Origin of the sequence: Xanthomonas sp. WHRI 8393, assembly GCF_040203315.1 — a bacterium.
In the GTDB taxonomy this organism is placed as follows: Bacteria; Pseudomonadota; Gammaproteobacteria; order Xanthomonadales; family Xanthomonadaceae; genus Xanthomonas; species Xanthomonas arboricola.
The window spans coordinates 77792-96864 of sequence record NZ_JBEGGL010000005.1; the positions used below are offsets into that span (position 1 = coordinate 77792).

15 protein-coding genes and 1 tRNA gene are annotated in these 19073 nt (G+C 68.1%); 9 read left to right on the forward strand and 7 right to left on the reverse strand.

The features are described from left to right. The first annotated feature begins 55 nt into the window (after positions 1–55). A complete protein-coding gene (locus ABQ137_RS16450) occupies positions 56–1714 on the forward strand; it encodes a methyl-accepting chemotaxis protein (RefSeq protein WP_349783195.1) in 1659 nt (552 codons plus the stop codon). An 11-nt stretch (positions 1715–1725) separates the two neighbouring features. Beyond that, positions 1726–2235 carry a chemotaxis protein CheW gene (locus ABQ137_RS16455; RefSeq protein ID WP_024939283.1) on the forward strand — a complete coding sequence of 170 codons (510 nt, stop codon included), beginning with the start codon at positions 1726–1728 and terminating at the stop codon, positions 2233–2235. A 222-nt stretch (positions 2236–2457) separates the two neighbouring features. On the opposite strand, the gene ABQ137_RS16460 is transcribed toward ABQ137_RS16455, so the two are convergent. The 5 genes from ABQ137_RS16460 to rnd form a co-directional block, all read right to left on the reverse strand. Next, the gene (locus tag ABQ137_RS16460) at positions 2458–3537 is read right to left on the reverse strand and encodes a sensor domain-containing diguanylate cyclase (RefSeq protein WP_349783196.1); all 1080 of its coding nucleotides are present in this window, start codon (positions 3535–3537) and stop codon (positions 2458–2460) included. 198 nt (positions 3538–3735) lie between these two features. Then, positions 3736–3912 carry a hypothetical protein gene (locus tag ABQ137_RS16465; RefSeq protein WP_162839012.1) on the reverse strand — a complete coding sequence of 59 codons (177 nt, stop codon included), beginning with the start codon at positions 3910–3912 and terminating at the stop codon, positions 3736–3738. Positions 3913–4084: 172 nt separating this feature from the next. Continuing rightward, positions 4085–4160 (reverse strand) — tRNA-Ala (locus ABQ137_RS16470). Positions 4161–4248: 88 nt separating this feature from the next. After that, positions 4249–4650, reverse strand: coding sequence for an H-NS histone family protein (locus ABQ137_RS16475; protein ID WP_039516171.1), 402 nt, complete (start codon positions 4648–4650; stop codon positions 4249–4251). A gap of 470 nt (positions 4651–5120) precedes the next feature. After that, positions 5121–6215, reverse strand: coding sequence for a ribonuclease D (gene rnd, locus ABQ137_RS16480; RefSeq protein WP_349783197.1), 1095 nt, complete (start codon positions 6213–6215; stop codon positions 5121–5123). 97 nt (positions 6216–6312) lie between these two features. Between rnd and ABQ137_RS16485 the strand changes: the two genes are divergently transcribed. Beyond that, positions 6313–8178, forward strand: coding sequence for an SUMF1/EgtB/PvdO family nonheme iron enzyme (locus ABQ137_RS16485; protein WP_503021230.1), 1866 nt, complete (start codon positions 6313–6315; stop codon positions 8176–8178). A gap of 216 nt (positions 8179–8394) precedes the next feature. Then, on the forward strand, positions 8395–9642 hold the full coding sequence (locus ABQ137_RS16490; protein WP_349783199.1) for an AcvB/VirJ family lysyl-phosphatidylglycerol hydrolase: 1248 nt from the start codon (positions 8395–8397) through the stop codon (positions 9640–9642). A gap of 235 nt (positions 9643–9877) precedes the next feature. Here the strand turns inward: ABQ137_RS16490 and xseA are convergent, their stop codons facing one another. Both xseA and queG read right to left on the reverse strand, forming a co-directional pair. After that, the gene (xseA, locus tag ABQ137_RS16495; protein WP_349783200.1) at positions 9878–11218 is read right to left on the reverse strand and encodes an exodeoxyribonuclease VII large subunit; all 1341 of its coding nucleotides are present in this window, start codon (positions 11216–11218) and stop codon (positions 9878–9880) included. A gap of 54 nt (positions 11219–11272) precedes the next feature. Then, positions 11273–12340, reverse strand: coding sequence for a tRNA epoxyqueuosine(34) reductase QueG (gene queG, locus ABQ137_RS16500; protein WP_349783201.1), 1068 nt, complete (start codon positions 12338–12340; stop codon positions 11273–11275). A 24-nt stretch (positions 12341–12364) separates the two neighbouring features. On the opposite strand from queG, the gene ABQ137_RS16505 reads away from it, so the two are divergent. The 5 genes from ABQ137_RS16505 (at position 12365) to ABQ137_RS16525 (ending at position 19067) form a co-directional block, all read left to right on the forward strand. After that, a complete protein-coding gene (locus ABQ137_RS16505; protein WP_349777744.1) occupies positions 12365–13852 on the forward strand; it encodes an NAD(P)H-hydrate dehydratase in 1488 nt (495 codons plus the stop codon). Next, entirely contained in the window at positions 13849–14349 is a 501-nt protein-coding gene (tsaE, locus tag ABQ137_RS16510; RefSeq protein WP_054592731.1) for a tRNA (adenosine(37)-N6)-threonylcarbamoyltransferase complex ATPase subunit type 1 TsaE, read from the forward strand. The genes ABQ137_RS16505 and tsaE overlap by 4 nt, the downstream gene beginning before the upstream one ends. Before the next feature lie 70 nt (positions 14350–14419). Next, a complete protein-coding gene (locus ABQ137_RS16515) occupies positions 14420–16120 on the forward strand; it encodes an N-acetylmuramoyl-L-alanine amidase (protein ID WP_349783202.1) in 1701 nt (566 codons plus the stop codon). Positions 16121–16257: 137 nt separating this feature from the next. Beyond that, positions 16258–18129, forward strand: a complete 1872-nt coding sequence (mutL, locus tag ABQ137_RS16520) for a DNA mismatch repair endonuclease MutL (RefSeq protein WP_349783203.1) — start codon at positions 16258–16260, stop codon at positions 18127–18129. Next, positions 18129–19067, forward strand: a complete 939-nt coding sequence (locus ABQ137_RS16525) for a DUF1684 domain-containing protein (RefSeq protein ID WP_046343062.1) — start codon at positions 18129–18131, stop codon at positions 19065–19067. The genes mutL and ABQ137_RS16525 overlap by 1 nt, the downstream gene beginning before the upstream one ends. Positions 19068–19073 lie beyond the last annotated feature (6 nt).

Consider the following 19073-nt stretch of genomic DNA (forward strand, 5'->3'; position numbering starts at 1 on the left):
CCGGGCGACCCTGCAACGCAGGTCGCGCATGCACCACCTTCAAGAGAACTCCCCAATGTTAGGCAACTTCAGAATCGGAACCAGGCTGATCGTGGCGTTCCTGATCGTCTCGGCGATCGGCGCATGCATCGGGTGGGTGGGTTATTCCAACTCCGGTCGGATCAGCGACCTGTCGACCTCGCTTTACGAGCGCGAGCTGCTCGGCTTGTCGAACGTCAAGGAGGCCAACATCAACCTGATCTACGCCGGCCGCGCACGTGCCAACCTGTTGCTGGCCAGCAGCGCCGAAGAGCGCCAGTCGCATGTGCAGAACATCGACAAGTACACCGCCAAGGTGGTCGATTACATGACGCGCGCGCGCTCCAGCTTCCAGACCGAGGAAGGCAGGAACAAGCTGGCGCAGTTCGACCGCGCCTGGCAGAAATACCTGGAAGAGCGCGGCCGCTTCATCGACGCCGCCAACCGCGAAGCCTTGCGTGACGCCAACCCGGAACTGGCCGAACTCTCGCGTGCGGTGCGTGCCAGCTCGGATGAAGTCGATACCTTGATGACCGATCTGAGCGGCCTGCGCGAGCGCAGCGCTGCCTCGGCCAATGCCGAGGCCGGCAGCATCCACGCGCGCAGCTCCAAGCTGCTGATGGTCATCATCTGCGGCGGTGTGCTGCTCGGCGCGGTTCTCGGCGTGGTGATCAGCCGCAGCGTCACCGGCCCGATCCGCCGCGCGGTGACGGTGGCCAACGGGCTGTCCGAAGGCGATCTGACTATGCGCATCGACGTGCATGGCCGCGACGAAACCGCGCAGCTGCTCGAAGCGATGCGCACGATGGTGCAGAAGCTGTCGCAGGTGGTCGGCGAGGTCAACACCAGTGCCGAAACCCTGGCCAGCGCGTCGGAGGAAGTCAGCGCCACCGCGCAGTCGTTGTCGCAGGCCGCCAGCGAACAGGCCGCCGGTGTGGAGGAAACCAGCGCCTCGCTGGAGCAGATGACCGCATCGATCAGCCAGAACACCGAAAACGCCCGCATCACCGATGGCATGGCCACGCAGGCCGCGAAGGAGACCATCGAAGGCGGCGAAGCGGTGGTCGCCACCACCCAGGCGATGAAGCAGATCGCGCAGAAGATCGGCATCATCGACGACATCGCATATCAGACCAATCTGCTCGCGCTCAATGCAGCGATTGAAGCGGCGCGCGCCGGCGAACACGGCAAGGGCTTTGCCGTGGTGGCCGCCGAGGTGCGCAAGCTGGCCGAACGCAGCCAGGTGGCCGCGCAGGAGATCGGCGAGGTGGCCAGTTCCAGCGTCGAACTGGCCGATCGCGCCGGCCGTCTGCTCGACACCATCGTGCCCAGCATCAAGCGCACCTCGGACCTGGTGCAGGAGATTTCCGCAGCTTCCGAAGAGCAATCCTCCGGTGTCAGCCAGATCAATTCGGCAGTGGTGCAGCTGAGCCAGACCACCCAGCAGAACGCCAGTGCGTCGGAAGAACTGGCCGCCACTGCCGAGGAAATGAGCGCGCAGGCCGAGCAGTTGCAGCAGAGCATGGCGTTCTTCCGCCTGGGCGGGCAGGGGCCGGCGAGCACGCCGCCCAAGCGCGGCAAGGTGGCCGCCGCACGCCCGGCACGTGCGCCCGGTGCGCGCGGCTGGCGCAGTGCCGCAGCACCGGCCTATGCGATGTCCGAGGGCCCGGACGAAGGCCAGTTCGCCCGCTTCTGAGAGACCGATCGATGACTGCACAGACCCCCGATGTGATGCCTGGCGACGCCGATGCGGCGGCCCAGTACCTGACCTTCCAGCTGGATGGCGAAACCTTCGCCATCAGCATTCTTGGCATTCGCGAAATCATCCAGTACCGCGCACCCACGCCGGTGCCGTCGATGCCGGCCTGCGTGCGCGGGGTGATCAACCTGCGCGGTGCGGTGGTGCCGGTGGTGGATCTGCAGTCGCGGCTGGGGCGTGCCGACAGCGCGATCGGCAAGCGCAGCTGCATCGTGATCCTGGCCACCGAGCAGGCGCAGGGAACGCAGGTGATCGGGGTGCTGGTCGATGCGGTCAACGCGGTGATCGAACTGGCCGATCAGGACATCGAAGCGGCGCCATCGTTCGGCACGCATATCCGCCGCGACCTGCTGCGCGGCATGGGCAAGGTGGGCGAGCGCTTCGTGGTGCTGCTGGAGATGGAGCAGGTGCTGCAGGTGGACGAAATCGCCGGCAACACCGATGCGCTGGCAGCCTGAGCCTGGCCAAGCGCCGCTGGCGATACGGCTGCCGCCTGGCAGCTGATCGCTACACGCGTTAGCCACGCAAGACAGGCGCGCTGGCGGGTGTGTGTGCACTGCGGTCGTAAGTGGAAAGACTGCAGCCGTACACAGGCATCGATCTAGCGATTCAAAGTTGCGCAGTCGTGTCGATCAGCGCCCTGCTGGCCTACCTCGCCGAGCCCACGCGCGGTCTGCCGCTCAGTCCTGCCGATGCCAGCCATTGAAGCGCTGCACGCGGTTGCGTCCATTGCTGATCGCGCCCTGCAGGGCGTGCCGCGCGCGCGCCAGCAAGGCATTGCTGTCGAGCGAGGCACCGGCTGCCACCTCGACCAGCCCTGCGCTGATCGTCAATGCGCCGGCTGGCCAGCTGGCCGCTTCGATCGCCTTGCGGACAGCTTCGATCAGCTCCATTGCCTTGGTTGCCGCTGTTTCCGGCAAGGCAATACAGAGTTGATCCCGGCTCAATCGTGCCACCGTGGCGGCATCCGGCAACTGCGCTTCGATCACCCTGGCAGCCTGGATCAGCGTTGCATCCGCCGCCGCCGCGCCCGCCTGCAATCTCAGCCGTTTGAAGCCATCCAGCTCGATCAGCGCCAGGGCGAGCGATGGCGTGGCGGCAGTGGGCGAGCTCTGTGCGTGTGTCTGCAGCGCATGTTCCAGACCGGCGCGGTTCCACATGCCGGTGAGTTCGTCGCGCAGCGCGTCCAGCTCGACCAGCTTGGCCGCACGGCGCAGCTCGATGGTGTCGACGACCTGCCGTGCCAGCGCCTGCAGTGCGTCGCGCTCGGCCGCCGACAGGCGCCGGGGTGTGCGATCCAGCACGCACAGCGTGCCCAGCGCGATCCCATCGGAGGTCAGCAGCGGGGCGCCGGCATAGAAACGGATCTGCGGCTCGCCGGTGACCAGCGCATTGCCCACGAAGCGCGCATCCTGGTGGGTGTCGCCAACCTCCATCACCTGATCGGGTTCGAGGATCGCGTGCGCACAGAACGACAGTTCGCGCGGGGTTTCGCGTGGCGCCATGCCCAGTTTCGACTTGAACCACTGGCGCTGCGTGTCGATCAGCGAAATGAGGGCCATCGGCGTCCCGCAGACCTCGGCCGCGCTCGAGGTGAAGGCGTCGTAGACCGGTTCCGGTGAAGTGTCCAGCAGCTGGTAGTCCTGCAATGCGGCCAGACGTTCGTCTTCGTTCGCCGGCAGCTGCGCTGCAACGGCGGCGTTGCGCGGCAGCAGCGTCGCGTGGAAGAGGTGCAACGCGGACGCGTCAGGAATCTGCATGGATAGACCACCGGAACAAGGCGCCGTCAGGCGATGGATGTGCGCATGGCGATACCGTGTCTTGGACCGTCGCACGCGTTGGTTGGCGCAGACCTCATCCACCCCAGCGGATGACGCCCGTCACCGATCTTGCCACATCGGGCAGGGCGGGGCAGCGACGTTACGCTGGCGCGCTGCAGGGCCGCCTTGCCGGGCGCCTCATTCGCCCTGGCCGTCGTTGCCCTTGGGGCGGCGGGTTTGTTCGTCATGGATCTGCATGTCCTTCTGCCCGGGGCGCTGCTTGGCGGCCTCATCCTGTTTGCGATCCTGCTGGCTCTCCGAAACACCGTGCTGATTGTCGGCGGCCTTGTCGGGCTGGCTCTGCTTGTTGCTCATGGCTTGCGTCCGGGATGGTGATGAAACGGACGTTAGCGCGCGCGATGTGATCCTGGCGACATGGCCGTACCGGGGCCTGGCATGCACCAGGCCGACGCGCTGCCGGTGCAGGGGCCCAGAACGGAAAAGCCCCGGAAACATGACGTTTCCGAGGCCTTTACGATTGAAGCAATGGTGGAGCGGAAGGGGATCGAACCCTCGACCTTCGCGATGCGAACGCGACGCTCTCCCAGCTGAGCTACCGCCCCACGTGCCTGGATTCTAACCACATGTCGCGCGATTCGCCAAGCAGTCCGGCGACCTGGATCGCCGCCCGCAAGCGCGATCCTGCGGCAATCACTCGCGGACCAGCGGGAACTTGAGGTCCGGGTTCTTGGCCTTCCATTCCTTGTACGACACCGAGCCTTCCCAGGCGGCGAAGGCCTTGGGCGTGCGGCCGCGGCCGGACCAGGTCTCGCCGGTGTGCGGCAGTTCGTACTTCGGCTTGACTTCGCTGCGGCCGCTCTTGACCACTTCCTTGCGTGCAGCGGTGGTGCCCAGGTAAGCGGCAATATCGTTGCGCTGCTTGGTGTTGAAATGGCCGGCAAACTGCTCGAGCAGCGAGACGATGGTGGCATGCGCAGAGGATGCCTCGCTCGCGCGCTCGGTCTTTTCCTGTTCTTCCAGCTTCTGCAGCTCGTCCAGCAGCTTGGCTTTGGCTTGCGCGATGGAATCCAGTTTGGAGGTGGTATTGCTCACAGAGGTATGGCCTCGGAATAAGGGGGTGGAGACGTTGCCCAATGGGCGCGCGTCATTATGGCATGTGGCCCGGGGGCGGCCGTTGCGCGTGCGCGTGCCTGCACGCGGCGTGGCCAGGCCTTTCACAGCGTCTGGTCACGCGTTTGCAGGGTCCTGGCGAGGCCGGCGAGCCTGCTTGCGCCGGCTGCGACCCCGACAATAACGATACAGCAGCAGGCCAGACGGGATGACACCTGCGTGCAGCGCTGGCCAGATAGTGACTGCGGCATGGCCAACCGTGTCCCGCTAGACTGCGCCAGTTTCGAAGGTGCGCCATGCAAGGGCGGATGCAGCGATCGACGAGGATGCTGCCCGACCGTGGCGTCCTGTCACGGCCGGCGATGTGCGAGGCAGCGGGCGAATGGCCCTGAGTGGTCTGCCCGCGTCGCCACGACCGCGTGGATGTCTGGCCTGGCGACCACTGCATCACGTCACTGCGCCGTGGCGTCTTCCAGCAGCGGCGTCAGCTGCGCTTCCAGCGCGTCGCGGCGCCATTGCCCCAGCGGTGCGGGCCAGCTGCGCTGTTCGATCAGGGTTTCCAGATGCCGGCGCGAGGCCAGGATGCCGTCGGGCAATCCCAGCTCGCGGCTGCGCTGGGCCACCGCATCCTGCAGGCGCTTGAGCACGGCCTTGTTGCCGTCGGTGGCGGCTTGCGCCAGCGGTGCATGGTCCTCGTCGGGCAACGGCGTGCTGAGCGCTTCCCACACTGCGGCGGCGAGCTTGCGCGGCGCCTTGGGAAACTTGTCGAACTGGCGCAGCAAGGCATCCAGATCGGCGGGCGGAAAGCGCGCCAGCTGGCTGGCCAGTTCGTTGTCCAGGATCCAGCTGCGCGGGCGGTCGCTCTGGCGCGCCTGCAGGTCGCGCCAGCGCAACAGGCGCAGCAGGCGGCGCTGCGCCGCAGGCTCGAGGAATTGCGCGGTGCGCAGGCTCACATGCGGCCAGCGCTCGCCATCGTCGTGCTCCACCGTGGCGAGCAGGCGCTCGGCGTCCTCGGCCAGCCAGCCCAGGCGATCCTGCTCGGTCAGGCGGCGGGTGAGTTCGTCGTGGATGGCGAACAGATAACGCACATCGTCGGCGGCGTATTCCAGCTGCGCCGACGACAGCGGGCGACGCATCCAGTCCGAGCGGGTCTCGCCCTTGGTCAGCAAAGTGCCGGTCACTTCCTGCACCAGTTTCTGGTAGCCCATGCCACCCCCCACACCTGCCAGCGCGGCGGCGATCTGGGTATCGAACAATGGCCGCGGCAATACCCCGCACGCACATTTGAAGGTGACCAGATCCTCGCTGGCGCTATGCATCACCTTGACGATGTCGGTGGCGGTCAACCATTCCCTGAGCGCCTCGTTCATGCCCGGGATCAGCGGGTCGATCAGCAGGATCTCCTCGCCGATGGCCATCTGCACCAGCGCCAGTTGCGGCCAATAGGTGCGTTCGCGAATGAATTCGGTATCCAGGCCAATGCGGGACGGACGCGATGCCTGCAGGCGTTCGCTCAGCTCGGAGGGGTGGGTGATCCAATGGGGCACGTGATTTCCGTCGACAGCAAGGGTTTGCGCAGAACGCGCAGAATAGCCTAACGTCGCGATCGCCTGTCGTGCGGCAGAGCACTGGAAGGAGCAGGTGGTGGGTGAGTGCGGTAACCGGATCGCAGCGTGGGCATTGGTTGCGCTAAGCGTGTGCGCCTGTTCGCGGACACCGACGCCGGCGCCTGCCGCTGCGCCGCAACCTGCTGCCGCCGCCGCGGTGCCGAGCAAGCCGAATGTGTCCATCGGTGGCGAAGAGTCCGCCGAAACCGTGGCGCAATGGCAGCCGCCGCCAGTGGACCTGGGCGATGAGCCGCTGGCGCAGGTGCGCAAGCGCGCCGAACAGGCATTGAAGGACGACCGGCTGTATCGTGACGCCGACGATGCGATTCCGCTGTATCTGGCAATCCAGCAACGCGCCGACGGCAAGGACGCGGCCAGCCGGCGCGGGCTGGAGCAGGCGCGGCGTCGGTTGATCGAGCGCGGCCAAGCGCTGATCGCGCAGACCGACCGTCAGGACAGCGCGCTGGAACAGGCGCGTGAGTTGGCCATCGTGGCGCTGGCGCTCGCTCCGCAGGACCCGACGGTGCGTGCACTGCAGCGCGCAGTGGAAACCGCACAACGGGTGCTGAGCTTCAACCGTGCCGGCGAGGAGGATCTGCGTGGCGGCCGCCTGGGCGAAGACGGCAACGGGGCGCTGGTGAACTTTCGCGATGCGGCGCAGCTGGATCCGGACAACCCGCGCACGCGCCAGGGGCTGGCTGCGGTGGAAAGCGGCCTGCTGGCACGCGCCGAGCAGGCGGCCGAGGCGAGCGACTTCATCGGCGCACGCTACTGGTTGCAGATGGCCGGGCAGGTGCGTGAGCGCGCACCGACCATTGCCGATGCACGTGCGCGCATCGAGCGCATGCGTCGTGCCCAGATCGCCGCCTTGCACGACGCCGGCCTGCACGATCTCACCTCGCCCCGCGGCCTCAAGGCGGCTGGCGAAACACTGGCCGAGGTGCTGCGCATCGCCGACCCGGGCGATGCGGTGGCCGGCGATCTGCGCCGGCGGCTGGAACTGGCCACCCATTACGGCAGCTTTCGCCCCGGGCAGGTGTTCACCGACGGGCTCAAGGTTGGCGGGCGCGGTCCGCAGATGATCGTGGTGCCGCATGGCGCGTTCCAGATGGGCGCCGGTGATGCCGAGCCCGGCGCCTCCGACAACGAGCGCCCGGCGCATTACGTGCGTTTTGCGCGCGGGTTTGCGTTGTCGATCACCGAAGTGACGGTTGCCGAATTCCGCCAGTTCGTCGAGGCGACCGGTGCGCGCCCGCGTGCCACCCGGCGCGGGCATTCGGTGGTGTACGACGAGCGCAGCGGCAACTTCATCCGCCGCAGCGGGGTGGATTGGCAGTCCGACTACAACGGTGCGCAGGCCGCGCCCAACAGCCCGGTGATGCACGTCAGCATCCGCGACGCCGAAGCCTATGCGAGCTGGCTGTCGGAACAGACCGGCCGCCACTACCACGTGCCCAGCGAGGCCGAGTTCGAATACGCGGTGCGCGCCGGCACCACCGGGCGCTATCCCTGGGGCAATGCCGGCTCGCCGCCGCTGGATGCGGGCAACTTCACCGGCGGCAACGATGTCTCGCGCAGCGGCCGGCACTGGAACAACGGCTTTGTCGGCTACGGCGACGGTTTCTGGGGCCCGGCGCCGGTCGGCAGCTTTCGCGCCAATGCCTGGGGGCTGCACGACATGGGCGGCAACCTGAGCGAGTGGGTGGCCGATTGCTGGCATGCCAGCTATCGACGCGCGCCGGCCGACGGTGCCGCCTGGTTCAACCCCGGCTGCCGGCAGCGCATGATCCGCGGCGGCAGCTGGGCCAACTCGCCGCAGCAGACGCGTGCGGCCTGGCGGCAGTCGCAGGATTCGGACAGCACCAGCGCACGGATCGGCTTCCGGGTGGCGCGCGGGATCTAGGGCGCAGCTGCAAGTCAGTGCGTATGCGTGGTTTGCGGCTGCACGGTGATCGATCGCCGTGCGGTCCGGGTGGCTTGCGCACCCCGCAGTGCCGAGCCTTTACCGCCGCAGGACCAGGACGCGCAGGCTTAACCGCAGCGAACACTGCCCGCGATCGCCATGGAACCGGTTGGCTTGGTCGCGGTCCAAGCGCCAGCGCTTGCGAGGATTGCGGTGATGGGCTGGGGAATCAAGGTGTTTCGTTGGGTCATCGCGGTACTGCTGATTGGCGGTAGCGGCTACGCCGTGGCGCGCCATCTGCAGGACGGAAATACCGCCGGGCATTACCGCTCGGTGGAGGTGTTACGTCCGGAAGGCACGCCGAAGGCCATGGTGGTGCTGTTACCCGACAGCGGCCATGCGCAGGACGGCCAGCGGCTTGCCGAGATGCTGAGCAACGACGGCGCGCTGGTCGCGGTGGTCGATACCGCCAGCTATCGCGAACGGGTGCGCGCGCATCACGCAGCCTGCAGTTCCCTGGCCGACGATGCCGAACGATTGGGCAAGAAGTTGCTGCGCGCCGAGCATGTCGACGCGTTCCTGCCGCCGGTCCTGGTGGGGCAGGGCGATGGCGCAGTGCTGGCGCGGCAGGCGCTGGCCTCGGCCGCGCCCGACGTGCTGGGTGGCGCGGTTGTCGCCGATGGCGACGCCAGCGATGGTGGCCTGGCCTGCTCGCGCGACGTGCCCGATGCCAATCAAGGCTTCCTTGACGACCTGGTCGACGCTGCCAGCCCCATGCAGATCGCTGCGGCCACCCGGGGCCATTTCCTGACGGCCCAGGCGCAGGGCGTGGGCGATCTGCCGCTGGTCGAACTGCATGCGCCGGGCAGCGACCGCATGGTGGTCATGCTGTCCGGCGACGGCGGCTGGCGCGAACTGGATAAGGGCATTGCCGCGCAATTGCAGCAGCAAGGCGTGTCGGTGGTGGGCTGGAACAGCCTGCGCTACTTCTGGGCCAGCCGCACGCCGCAGCAGGTCGGGGCAGACCTGGATCGGGTGATCGCGACCTATCAGCAGCGTTGGCATATCCACCACGTTGCGCTGGTGGGCTACTCGTTCGGCGCCGATGTGCTGCCGTTTGCCTATCCCGAGCTGTCGCCGCAGCAGCGCGCATCGGTGCAGTTTGTCAGCCTGCTCGGCCTTGCCCATCAAGCCGATTTCAAGGTGCGTGTCGGTGGCTGGCTGGGCTGGCACAACGATGCCGAGCGCGATGTGGAGCCGGCGATCCAGTCGCTGGACGCGCATCGCCTGCAATGCATCTACGGCGATCAGGAAAAGGACACGCTGTGCCCGGAGTTGCGCGCGCGTGGCGTGCAGGTGCTGGCGCGTCCGGGCGGGCATCACTTCGACCATGATCCGGTGGTGCTGGCCGGGCTGCTGATGCAGGGCTGGCAGCAGGCGGCGCAGACGCCCAGTCACGGTTAGAGAGCCGGTGACGCCCTCTGATCTGCACGCGGAGCTGTCTGCGGCGGGTTGAAGGGTTGATCCAGGCTTGGCCCGCCTGGGCGAAGTGGATAGCGCCACCCAGGCGCGCCCTCTGTGCCAATCCACGGCGCTGCTCGGGCGACCGCCCTGGAACTCATCGTCATCGCGACACTGCTATGCGTGCGCGCTTGCTGGTCGCCCACGGCAACCACGCAGCAAGCGTGGTTTGCCGCCGTCAGTCGTCGTTGCCTGGTTCGACCCGCACTTCGATGCTGCCATCGGCCAGCTGCGCACGCAGGCGCTCGCCGGCGCTGACCTCGGCGGCGCTGCGCACCACGCTGCCATCGGCGGGGCGGGTCACGATGGCATAGCCACGCGCGACGGTGGCGAGCGGGCTGACCGCTTCCAGCGAGCGTGCCAGGCTGCGCAACCGCAGTTGATCGTGCTGCAAGCGCCGCTGCATCGCTGTCTGCGGATGCAGTGCGCGCAGTCGTTGCTGCAGCGTGGCCAGATCGCGTTGCGGGTTATGCGCGTGCAGGCGCGCCTGCGTCCGTTGCAGGCGTGCCTGCAGACGCTCCAGCACCTGGGTCATGCGCGCGCGCAGCTGGCGGCCGGCGTCCTGCTGCCGGCGTTGCAGCAATTGCAGCCGCGCCTGCGGGCTGTGCGCACGCAGGCGCAGGGCGAGCCGGTCGGCGCGCTGCATCGCATTGCCCAGCGCGTGCTGTTGCAGCTGGGCCATGCGGGCATGCGCACGCCGCACGCGCGCGACCAGCTCGCGCTGATCGGGCACCAGCAGCTCCGCCGCCACCGAGGGCGTGGGCGCGCGCACGTCGGCCACGAAATCGCTGAGGCTGAAGTCGGTCTCGTGCCCGACCGCCGACACCACCGGCGTGTGCGCGGCGGCAATCGCGCGGGCCAGGCGTTCGTCGTTGAAGGCCCACAGGTCTTCCAGCGAGCCGCCGCCGCGGGTGATCAGAATGACATCGTAGCGCCCGGAGGCATCGGCGCGCTGCAGCAATGAGGTGATCTGCGCCGCGGCGCTGTCGCCCTGCACCAGCGAGGGCAGCAGGTCCACTTCCAACAATGGAAAGCGGCGCGCCAGGACGCTGAGTACGTCGCGCACCGCCGCACCGCTGGGCGAGGTGATCACTGCCAGCCGCCGCACATGCGCCGGCAACGGCTGCTTGCGCTCGGCATCGAACAGGCCCTCGGCGGCCAGGCGCGCACGCAGTTCGTCGAAGGCCCGGCGCAGGGCGCCTTCGCCAGCCTCTTCCATGTGGTCGAGTACCAGCTGGTAGTCGCCGCGCGCTTCGTACAGCGTGAGACGTCCGCGCGCGAGCACGCGCAGCCCTTCGCGCGGCTGGAACTTCAGCCAGGTGCTCTTGGGCTTGAACATCGCGCAACGGATCTGCGCACGCGCGTCCTTGAGCGTGAAGTACAGATGGCCCGAGGACGGGCGCGTGACGCTGCTCAGCTCTGCCTCCACCCAGACCAGCGGAAAGCTGCCTTCCAGCAGGTCGCGTGCCAGCGTATTGAGCTGGCTGGGGGTGAGGATCTGTTCGTTGCGGTCGGCCATCGCCGCATTATCCCGCAGCGGCGATGCGCATGCGTGAGCGCATCGGGCGAGACCTCACAAACCGTGTTGTGCCAACGCCCAGCCCACGTGTTCGCGTACCAGCTCCGAGGTGTCGTGGCGGCGCGCTTCCAGTGCCGCCAACACCTCCGGTGTACCGGGCGCATTGCCCAGGCCGACCGCGATGTTGCGCAGCCAGCGTTGATGGCCGCTGCGACGGATCGGGCTGCCTTCGGTGCGGCGCAGGAACTCGTCTTCGTCCCAGGCGAACAGCTGCGGCAGCATCGCCACATCCAGCTCGTTGCGGGCGCGGAAATCGGCTTCGTCGGTGCGCTGGGCGAACTTGTTCCAGGGGCAGACCAGCTGGCAGTCGTCGCAACCGAAGATGCGGTTGCCGATCGGCTTGCGCATCTGCTCGGGAATCGCGCCCTCGTGTTCGATGGTGAGATAGGCGATGCAGCGGCGCGCATCCAGCCGGTACGGGGCGATGATGGCCTGGGTCGGGCAAACGTCGATGCACCGCGTGCAGGTGCCGCAATGCGCGGTGGCTGGGGTGTCAATGGGCAAGGGCAGGTCAAGGTAGATCTCGCCCAGGAAGAACCACGAGCCGCCATTGCGATCGATCAGGCAGGTGTGTTTGCCGATCCAGCCCAGCCCGGCATTGCGCGCCAGTGCGCGCTCTAGCACCGGTGCCGAATCCACGAAGACCCGATAGCCGAACGCGCCGACTTCGCCCTGGATACGCTCGGCCAGTTTCTGCAGCCGGTTGCGCATCAGCTTGTGGTAATCGCGCCCCAGCGCGTAGCGCGCCACGTAGGCGCGGCGGCCGTCGTGCAAGGTGTTCCAGGCCTCAGTGTCGTCCTTGCGGCCGTAGTCCATGCCGACCGACAGCACGCGCAAGGTGCCCGGCACCAGCTCCTGCGGGCGCGAACGCTTGTCGCCGTGCTGGGCCATCCAGTGCATGGTCCCGTACAGGCCTTCTTGCAGCCAGCTGCGCAGATGCGCCTCGTCTTCGCCGAGCTCGATGCCGGTGATGCCGCAGCGTTGAAAGCCCGCCTCGCGCGCGAGCGCACGGATGCGCGCGGCAGCGTCGTTGGGGTCGGGGCGGGCAAGGACGGCAGACATGGCGACAAGTATAGAATTCCCGGCATGTACGCACCGCTCGATCTTTACGACACCGCTGCCGCGCGCAGGCTGGACACGCAGGCCACCACGCTGCTCGGCGGCGACGGCTACATCTTGATGCAGCGCGCCGGGCAGGCCGCCTGGCAGCATCTGCTGGAACGCTGGCCGCAGGCGCGCCGCATCGTGGTGGTCTGCGGCACCGGCAACAACGGCGGCGATGGCTATGTGCTGGCACGCCTGGCGCAGCGGGCCGGGCGCCAGGTGCAGGTGGTGCATCTTGCCGAGCACGGCCCGGCATCGCCGCTGGCGCAACGCGCCTGTACCGACTATCTGGGCGTGGGCGGCGCGATCGAGCTGTTTCCCTCGCCGCTGGCGCAGGCCGATGTGATCGTCGATGCGCTGTTCGGCATCGGCCTCAACCGCGCGCCCGACGCCGAGACCACCGCCTTGATCGACGCCATCAACGCCGCCGGTGTGCCGGTGCTCGCACTGGATGTGCCCAGCGGCATCGATGCCGATCATGGCGTGTCCTTCGGTGCCGCGGTGCGCGCAGAGGCCACCTTGCAGTTCATCGTGCCGCACCTGGGGCTCTATACCGGCGATGCGCTGGAGCATGCCGGCACGCGCGCAACCGCGTCGCTGGACGTGCCGGATGCCGCATTCGACGGCCTGGCGCCGGCCGCGCACAGCTGGGACATCGACGCCCTGGCCGCGCAGTTGCGCCCGCGGCGACGCAATACGCACAAGGGCGAGTCCGGTCGCGTGCTATGCGTCGGCGGCAACCTCGGCAGCGGCGGCGCGATCATGCTCACCGCCGAAGCGGCCCTGCGCAGCGGGGCAGGGCTGGTGCAGGTCGCCACCCGCGCCGAGCACGTCGCGCCGCTGCTGGCGCGTTGCCCGGAAGCGATGGTGCGTGCGGTGCCGGCTGACGAGGACATCGCCGCGTTGGCTGACGCCGCCGACGTCGTCGCGCTGGGTCCGGGCCTGGGGCAGGACGCCTGGGCGCAGCAGTTGTGGCGCGCGGTGCTGGCCTTGGACAGCGCTCTCGTCATCGATGCAGATGGCCTGAATCTGCTGGCTGCCAACCCGATGCCGGCGCGCGGCCCGCGCGTGATGACCCCGCATCCCGGCGAGGCTGGACGTCTGCTGGGGATGTCGACCAGGCAGGTTCAGCAGGATCGACTGGCTGCCGCAGACGCATTGGCCAAACGTTTCGATGCAGTGGTGGTGCTCAAGGGCGCCGGCAGCGTGATCGCCGCGCCGCACGCAGTGCCGCGCATCATCGATGCCGGCAATCCGGGCATGGCGGTCGGCGGCATGGGCGACCTGCTGACTGGCGTGATCGCGGCCTTGCTGGCCCAGGGCTGGTCGCCCTTCGATGCCGCCAGCCTGGGCGCCTTGTTGCATGCCTGTGCCGGCGATGCAGCTGCGCGCGCGGGCGAGCGCGGCCTGCTGCCGACCGATCTGCTGCCCGAACTGCGCCGCCTCGCCAATGCCGGAGCCATTGCATGAGCCAACTCAGCGCACACCTGGTCGATGCGCAGGCCACCGAAACCCTGGGACAGGCCCTGGCCGCGGTGCGGCCCACCCGCGCGATGGTGCAACTGCACGGCGATCTCGGCGCCGGCAAGTCCACGCTGGCGCGCGCCCTGCTGCGCGCACTCGGCGTCACCGGGCCGATTCGCAGCCCCACCTACACGCTGGTCGAGCGCTATCCGCTCGGCACTGGCGACGAGGCCTGGCACCTGGATTTGTACCGCATCGGGCAGGCCGGAGAACTGGATTTTCTCGGGCTCGACGAAGGCAGCGCCAGCCTGTGGCTGGTCGAATGGCCGGAACGCGGCGCTGGTGCATTGCCGCCGGTGGATCTGGACGTGGAACTGGCAGTCGACGGCGAGGGGCGCAGCGTGACGTTGCTGGGCCGCAGCGAAACCGGCCGCGACTGGCTGAGGCGGCTGTCGGACTTGCCTCAGTTGCAGTCCCTTTGTGCCAGCTCACAGGAAGAATGAACGCCAGGTTGTGGATTATTAAGGGAAATCACCTTGCAATTCACACGTTTGGGTGATTGAATCCAGCGCCATGACACCGGGGTTCCGCCAGTTCTGTGTTTCCACCGTGACCGCCAGCCTCAGCCTGGCGGTTTTTGCTGCGTGGGCCGGCGAAATCAAGGGCGTGGGCGTCAGCACCGGTGCCACCGGCACGCGTGCGGAGATCCAGCTCGCCGGTAGCGGCGGATTCAAGATGCTGTCGCTGGCCAACCCCAATCGGCTGGTGGTGGACTTTCCCGATTCCTCGGGTGTGCGTGGCCTCAAGCTGCCGCCTGCTGCCGGCCTGGTGACGTCGGTGCGTACCGGTCAACCGGTACCGGGCACCTTTCGGGTGGTATTCGAGCTGGCAACGCCGGTGACCCCGTTGAAGCCGCAGATGCAGACGCTAGGTAGTGCATCCACCCTGGTGATCGAGTGGCCGGGCGATCCGCCGGCTGCCGGCACGGTGGCCACCACCGCCGCGCCTGCCGCGCCGCCGCCGCGCCCGGCCAATGCACAATCGGAAGCCGCCCGCGCAACCGCTGCGTTGGCGGCGTCTGCGCAGCGCGCGTCGGTGGTGCCGCCTGCTCCGGCGCCCGCACCGTATGTGCCTGCGTCGGCCATGCCCAGCGTGACTCCGGCACCGGTACCGACCACGGTCGCCACCGGCGTGCCGACACCGCGTCCAGGCACCGCCACGACCGCGGTGACGACCAGCACGGCCACGCCCGCAAGCACCGCCGGCACCCCGAACCGCGTCACCGTCTCCACCGCCGGTGCCGCGCCCGGCTCGGCACTGCCAGGCAACGCCGCATCGCCGGCTGCGATCTTGAATGGCGGCAGCGCGCCGCTGGGTGCTGCATCCGCCAATGCCATGGCTGCCATGCCGAATGCGGCTGCCGGCAGTATGGCCTCGGCGGACAGCGATGACCTGCCGCCGCGTCCGGTGCTGCCCAGCGAGGCCTCGCGGATCAAGATGGCACCGGGTATGCGGCCGCTGATCGTGGCCATCGATCCGGGACACGGCGGCCAGGATCCTGGCGCCATGGGCCCCACCGGCAAGCGCGAAAAAGACGTCACCTTGGCGGTCGGCCGCGAACTGGCGCGCCAGATCAATGCCACGCCCGGCATGAAGGCCTACCTGACGCGCGATACCGACGTGTTCATTCCGCTGCCGATGCGCGCGCAGAAGGCACGCGCCGCCAAGGCCGACATCTTCATCTCCATCCACGCCGACGCTGCCGAAAACCGCAGTGCGACCGGCTCGTCGGTCTATGTACTGTCGACCAAGGGCGCCTCCTCGCAACGCGCGCGCTGGCTGGCCGACAAGGAAAATGCCGCCGACCTGGTCGGCGGGGTGCGTCTGCAGCAGACCGAAAGCACGCTGGCCAACGTGTTGCTGGACCTGGCGCAGAGCGGCCACATGAAGGCCTCCGAAGATGCGGCAGGGCACGTGCTCGGCGGCCTCAAGCGGATCGGCAACAATCACAAGCCGCAGCTGGAACGCGCCAACTTTGCGGTGCTGCGCACCTCCGACATGCCGGCAATGCTGGTGGAAACCGCCTTCATTTCCAATCCGGACGAAGAGCGCCGGCTGATCGACCCGGCCTACCAGCGCAAGATCGCCTCGGCCGTGCTGGATGGCATCGATACCTTCTTCACCCGCCAGCCGCCGCCGGGCACCCTGTTTGCCGCACGCGCACAGGCCGAAGCCGATGCCAGCGCTGGCACCGTGGCCGGCGGCAGCCGCTGAGCCGCTCGGCTATCATTCCGCACTGATTCCTTGATGACGGCGCCTGCGCGCCGCCGGATTGCCGTGCCGACCTCTGTCTTGCCTGTGACACCCCCGATGCGCTCCGCAGTCTGCGTCCAGCGCGAGCGCCTGTACTGATGGCGATCCGTCAGCTCCCCGAGATCCTGATCAACCAGATTGCTGCCGGCGAAGTCGTCGAGCGGCCTGCGTCGGTGGTCAAGGAACTGGTCGAAAACGCCCTCGATGCTGGCGCCACCCGCGTGGATATCGAGCTGGAAGAGGGCGGCGTGCGGCTGATCCGTATCCGCGACAACGGTGGCGGCATCGCCCCCGACGAACTGCCGCTGGCGGTGTCGCGGCATGCCACCAGCAAGATCGCATCGCTGGACGATCTGGAGACCGTGGCCACGCTCGGATTCCGCGGCGAAGCCCTGCCGTCGATCGCCTCGGTCAGCCGTTTCACGCTGATCTCGCGGCGCCACGATGCCGAACATGGCTCCGCACTTGAGATCGATGGCGGGCGCCTGAGCGAGGTGATGCCACGCGCGCATGCGCCCGGCACCACGGTCGAAGTGCGCGAGCTGTTCTTCAACGTGCCGGCGCGGCGCAAGTTCCTGCGTGCCGAGCGCACTGAGCTTGGGCATATCGAAGAATGGCTGCGCTCGTTGGCGTTGGCGCGCCCGGATGTGGAATTGCGGGTCTCGCACAACGGCAAACCGTCGCGTCGCTACAAGCCGGGCGATCTGTATTCGGATGCGCGGCTGGGCGAAACCCTGGGCGAGGATTTCGCGCGGCAGGCCTTGCGCGTCGATCACAGTGGCGCCGGCCTGCGGCTGCATGGCTGGGTCGCGCAGCCGCATTACTCGCGCGCCAGTACTGACCAGCAGTATCTCTACGTCAATGGCCGTTCGGTGCGCGATCGCAGCGTCGCGCACGCGGTCAAGATGGCCTATGGCGATGTGCTGTTCCATGGTCGCCAGCCGGCCTACGTGCTGTTCCTGGAACTGGATCCGGCGCGCGTGGACGTCAACGTGCATCCGGCCAAGCACGAGGTGCGTTTCCGTGAGGCGCGGCTGATCCACGACTTTGTCTACCGCACCTTGCAGGACGCGCTGGCGCATACGCGTGCCGGTGCGATGCCCAACAGCCTCGGCACCGAGGGCGCCAGCGACGCGGTTGCGGCGCCGGGCGGCATGCTCGACCGACCAAACTACGGTGGCGGTGGCGGTGGCGGAGGCAGTGGCGGCGGTGCCGGCTACGGTCAGTGGACGCCATCGCAGACTCCGCTGGGCCTGCGCGTGGACGAGGCGCGTGCGGCCTACAGCGCGCTGTATGCGCCGCCGTCCAGTGGCGCTCAGCAGCAGTCTGCCGCCTTGCTGGAGGGCGCCGGGATGGGCCTGCCGGCGACTGCCGCGGACAGTGGCGTGCCGCCGCTGGGGTATGCCGTCGCGCAGTTGCACGGCATCTACATCCTGGCCGAGAACGCCGAAGGCCTGATCGTGGTGGACATGCATGCCGCGCACGAACGTATCGGCTACGAGCGGCTCAAGAACGCGCACGACAGCATCGGCCTGCACGCACAACCGCTGCTGGTGCCGATGACGCTGGCGGTGGGCGAGCGTGAGGCCGACACCGCCGAGCGCGAGGCCGACACGCTGGCCAGCCTGGGCTTCGAGATCACCCGCGCCGGCCCGCAGTCGCTGCATGTGCGCAGCATTCCCGCGCTGCTTGCCAATGCCGACCCGGAGGCGTTGTTGCGCGATGTGCTCGGCGATCTGCGCGAGCATGGCCAGAGCCGGCGCATTGCCGGTGCGCGCGACGAACTGCTCTCCACGATGGCGTGCCACGGCGCGGTGCGCGCGAACCGGCGCCTGACCGTGCCGGAAATGAACGCACTGCTGCGCGATATGGAAGTCACCGAGCGCTCGGGCCAGTGCAACCATGGCCGACCGACCTGGGCACGGTTTACGCTGGGCGAAATCGATCGCTGGTTCCTGAGGGGGCGCTGATGGCTGTATTGCACATGGGGAACCGCTGGCTGCTCGGCATGCTGGTGTGTGCGGCGCTGGCCGGCTGTGGCAAGGATGCATCGCCACCGGCAGCGCCGGCCGCACTCGACAAGGCCTTCCTGGCCGACAACGCGGCCTGGCGCGAAGCGCGCCTGACCGAGTTGCGCGCGCCCGATGGCTGGACCAGCCTGGTCGGCCTGCACTGGCTGTCGCTGAAGGCGCATTACATCGGCAGCAGTGCCGACAGCGGCATCAGGCTGGCGGTCGGGCCACCCAAGATGGGCATGGTCGCGACCGAGGCCGATACGGTCTGGTTCGTGCCCGAGCGCGGCGCAGCATTGACCGTCGATGGCAAGCCGCTGACCGGCAGGATCCGCTTCCAGTCCGATCGCGACCCGCAGCCGACCTTCATCCATTTCGATGACGGCAAGGGCGTGTTGAGCCTGATCCATCGCGGCGACCGCAACGCGCTGCGGGTCAAGCATGCCGACGCGCCATCGCGCAGCCACTTCGCCGGTCTGGACTACTGGCCGGTCGATCCGTCCTGGCGCATCAGTGCGCGCTATGTGCCCAATGATGTCGGCAAGACCATTCCGATCGTGGACATCGTCGGCATCAGCAGCGAACAACCCAACGCCGGGGCAATCACCTTCGAGCGCGATGGCAAGGCGTATCGGCTGGAGACCATCGGCGAACCCGGGCGGCCGATGTTCGTGGTGTTCGCCGACCGCACCAGTGGGCACGGCAGCTATCCGGCCGGGCGCTTTCTCGACCTGGACGTGCCCGACGCCTCCGGGCATGTGGTCGTCGATTTCAATCGTGCCTACAACCCGCCGTGCGCGTTCACTCCATTTGCGACCTGTCCGCTGCCGCCACCGGAAAACCGCATCGACCTGGCGGTGTCGGCCGGCGAGAAGACCTACAAGGTGCCGCACTGACGTGGA

Bases quoted from the DNA above. Each gene is read 5' to 3' on its own strand.
- ABQ137_RS16450 (WP_349783195.1), top strand. From the start codon at position 56: ATGTTAGGCAACTTCAGAATCGGAACCAGGCTGATCGTGGCGTTCCTG.
- ABQ137_RS16455 (WP_024939283.1), top strand. From the start codon at position 1,726: ATGACTGCACAGACCCCCGATGTGATGCCTGGCGACGCCGATGCGGCG.
- ABQ137_RS16460 (WP_349783196.1), bottom strand. From the start codon at position 3,537: ATGCAGATTCCTGACGCGTCCGCGTTGCACCTCTTCCACGCGACGCTG.
- ABQ137_RS16465 (WP_162839012.1), bottom strand. From the start codon at position 3,912: ATGAGCAACAAGCAGAGCCAGCCCGACAAGGCCGCCGACAATCAGCAC.
- ABQ137_RS16490 (WP_349783199.1), top strand. From the start codon at position 8,395: ATGGGCTGGGGAATCAAGGTGTTTCGTTGGGTCATCGCGGTACTGCTG.
- xseA (WP_349783200.1), bottom strand. From the start codon at position 11,218: ATGGCCGACCGCAACGAACAGATCCTCACCCCCAGCCAGCTCAATACG.
- queG (WP_349783201.1), bottom strand. From the start codon at position 12,340: ATGTCTGCCGTCCTTGCCCGCCCCGACCCCAACGACGCTGCCGCGCGC.
- ABQ137_RS16505 (WP_349777744.1), top strand. From the start codon at position 12,365: ATGTACGCACCGCTCGATCTTTACGACACCGCTGCCGCGCGCAGGCTG.
- tsaE (WP_054592731.1), top strand. From the start codon at position 13,849: ATGAGCCAACTCAGCGCACACCTGGTCGATGCGCAGGCCACCGAAACC.
- ABQ137_RS16515 (WP_349783202.1), top strand. From the start codon at position 14,420: ATGACACCGGGGTTCCGCCAGTTCTGTGTTTCCACCGTGACCGCCAGC.
- mutL (WP_349783203.1), top strand. From the start codon at position 16,258: ATGGCGATCCGTCAGCTCCCCGAGATCCTGATCAACCAGATTGCTGCC.
- ABQ137_RS16525 (WP_046343062.1), top strand. From the start codon at position 18,129: ATGGCTGTATTGCACATGGGGAACCGCTGGCTGCTCGGCATGCTGGTG.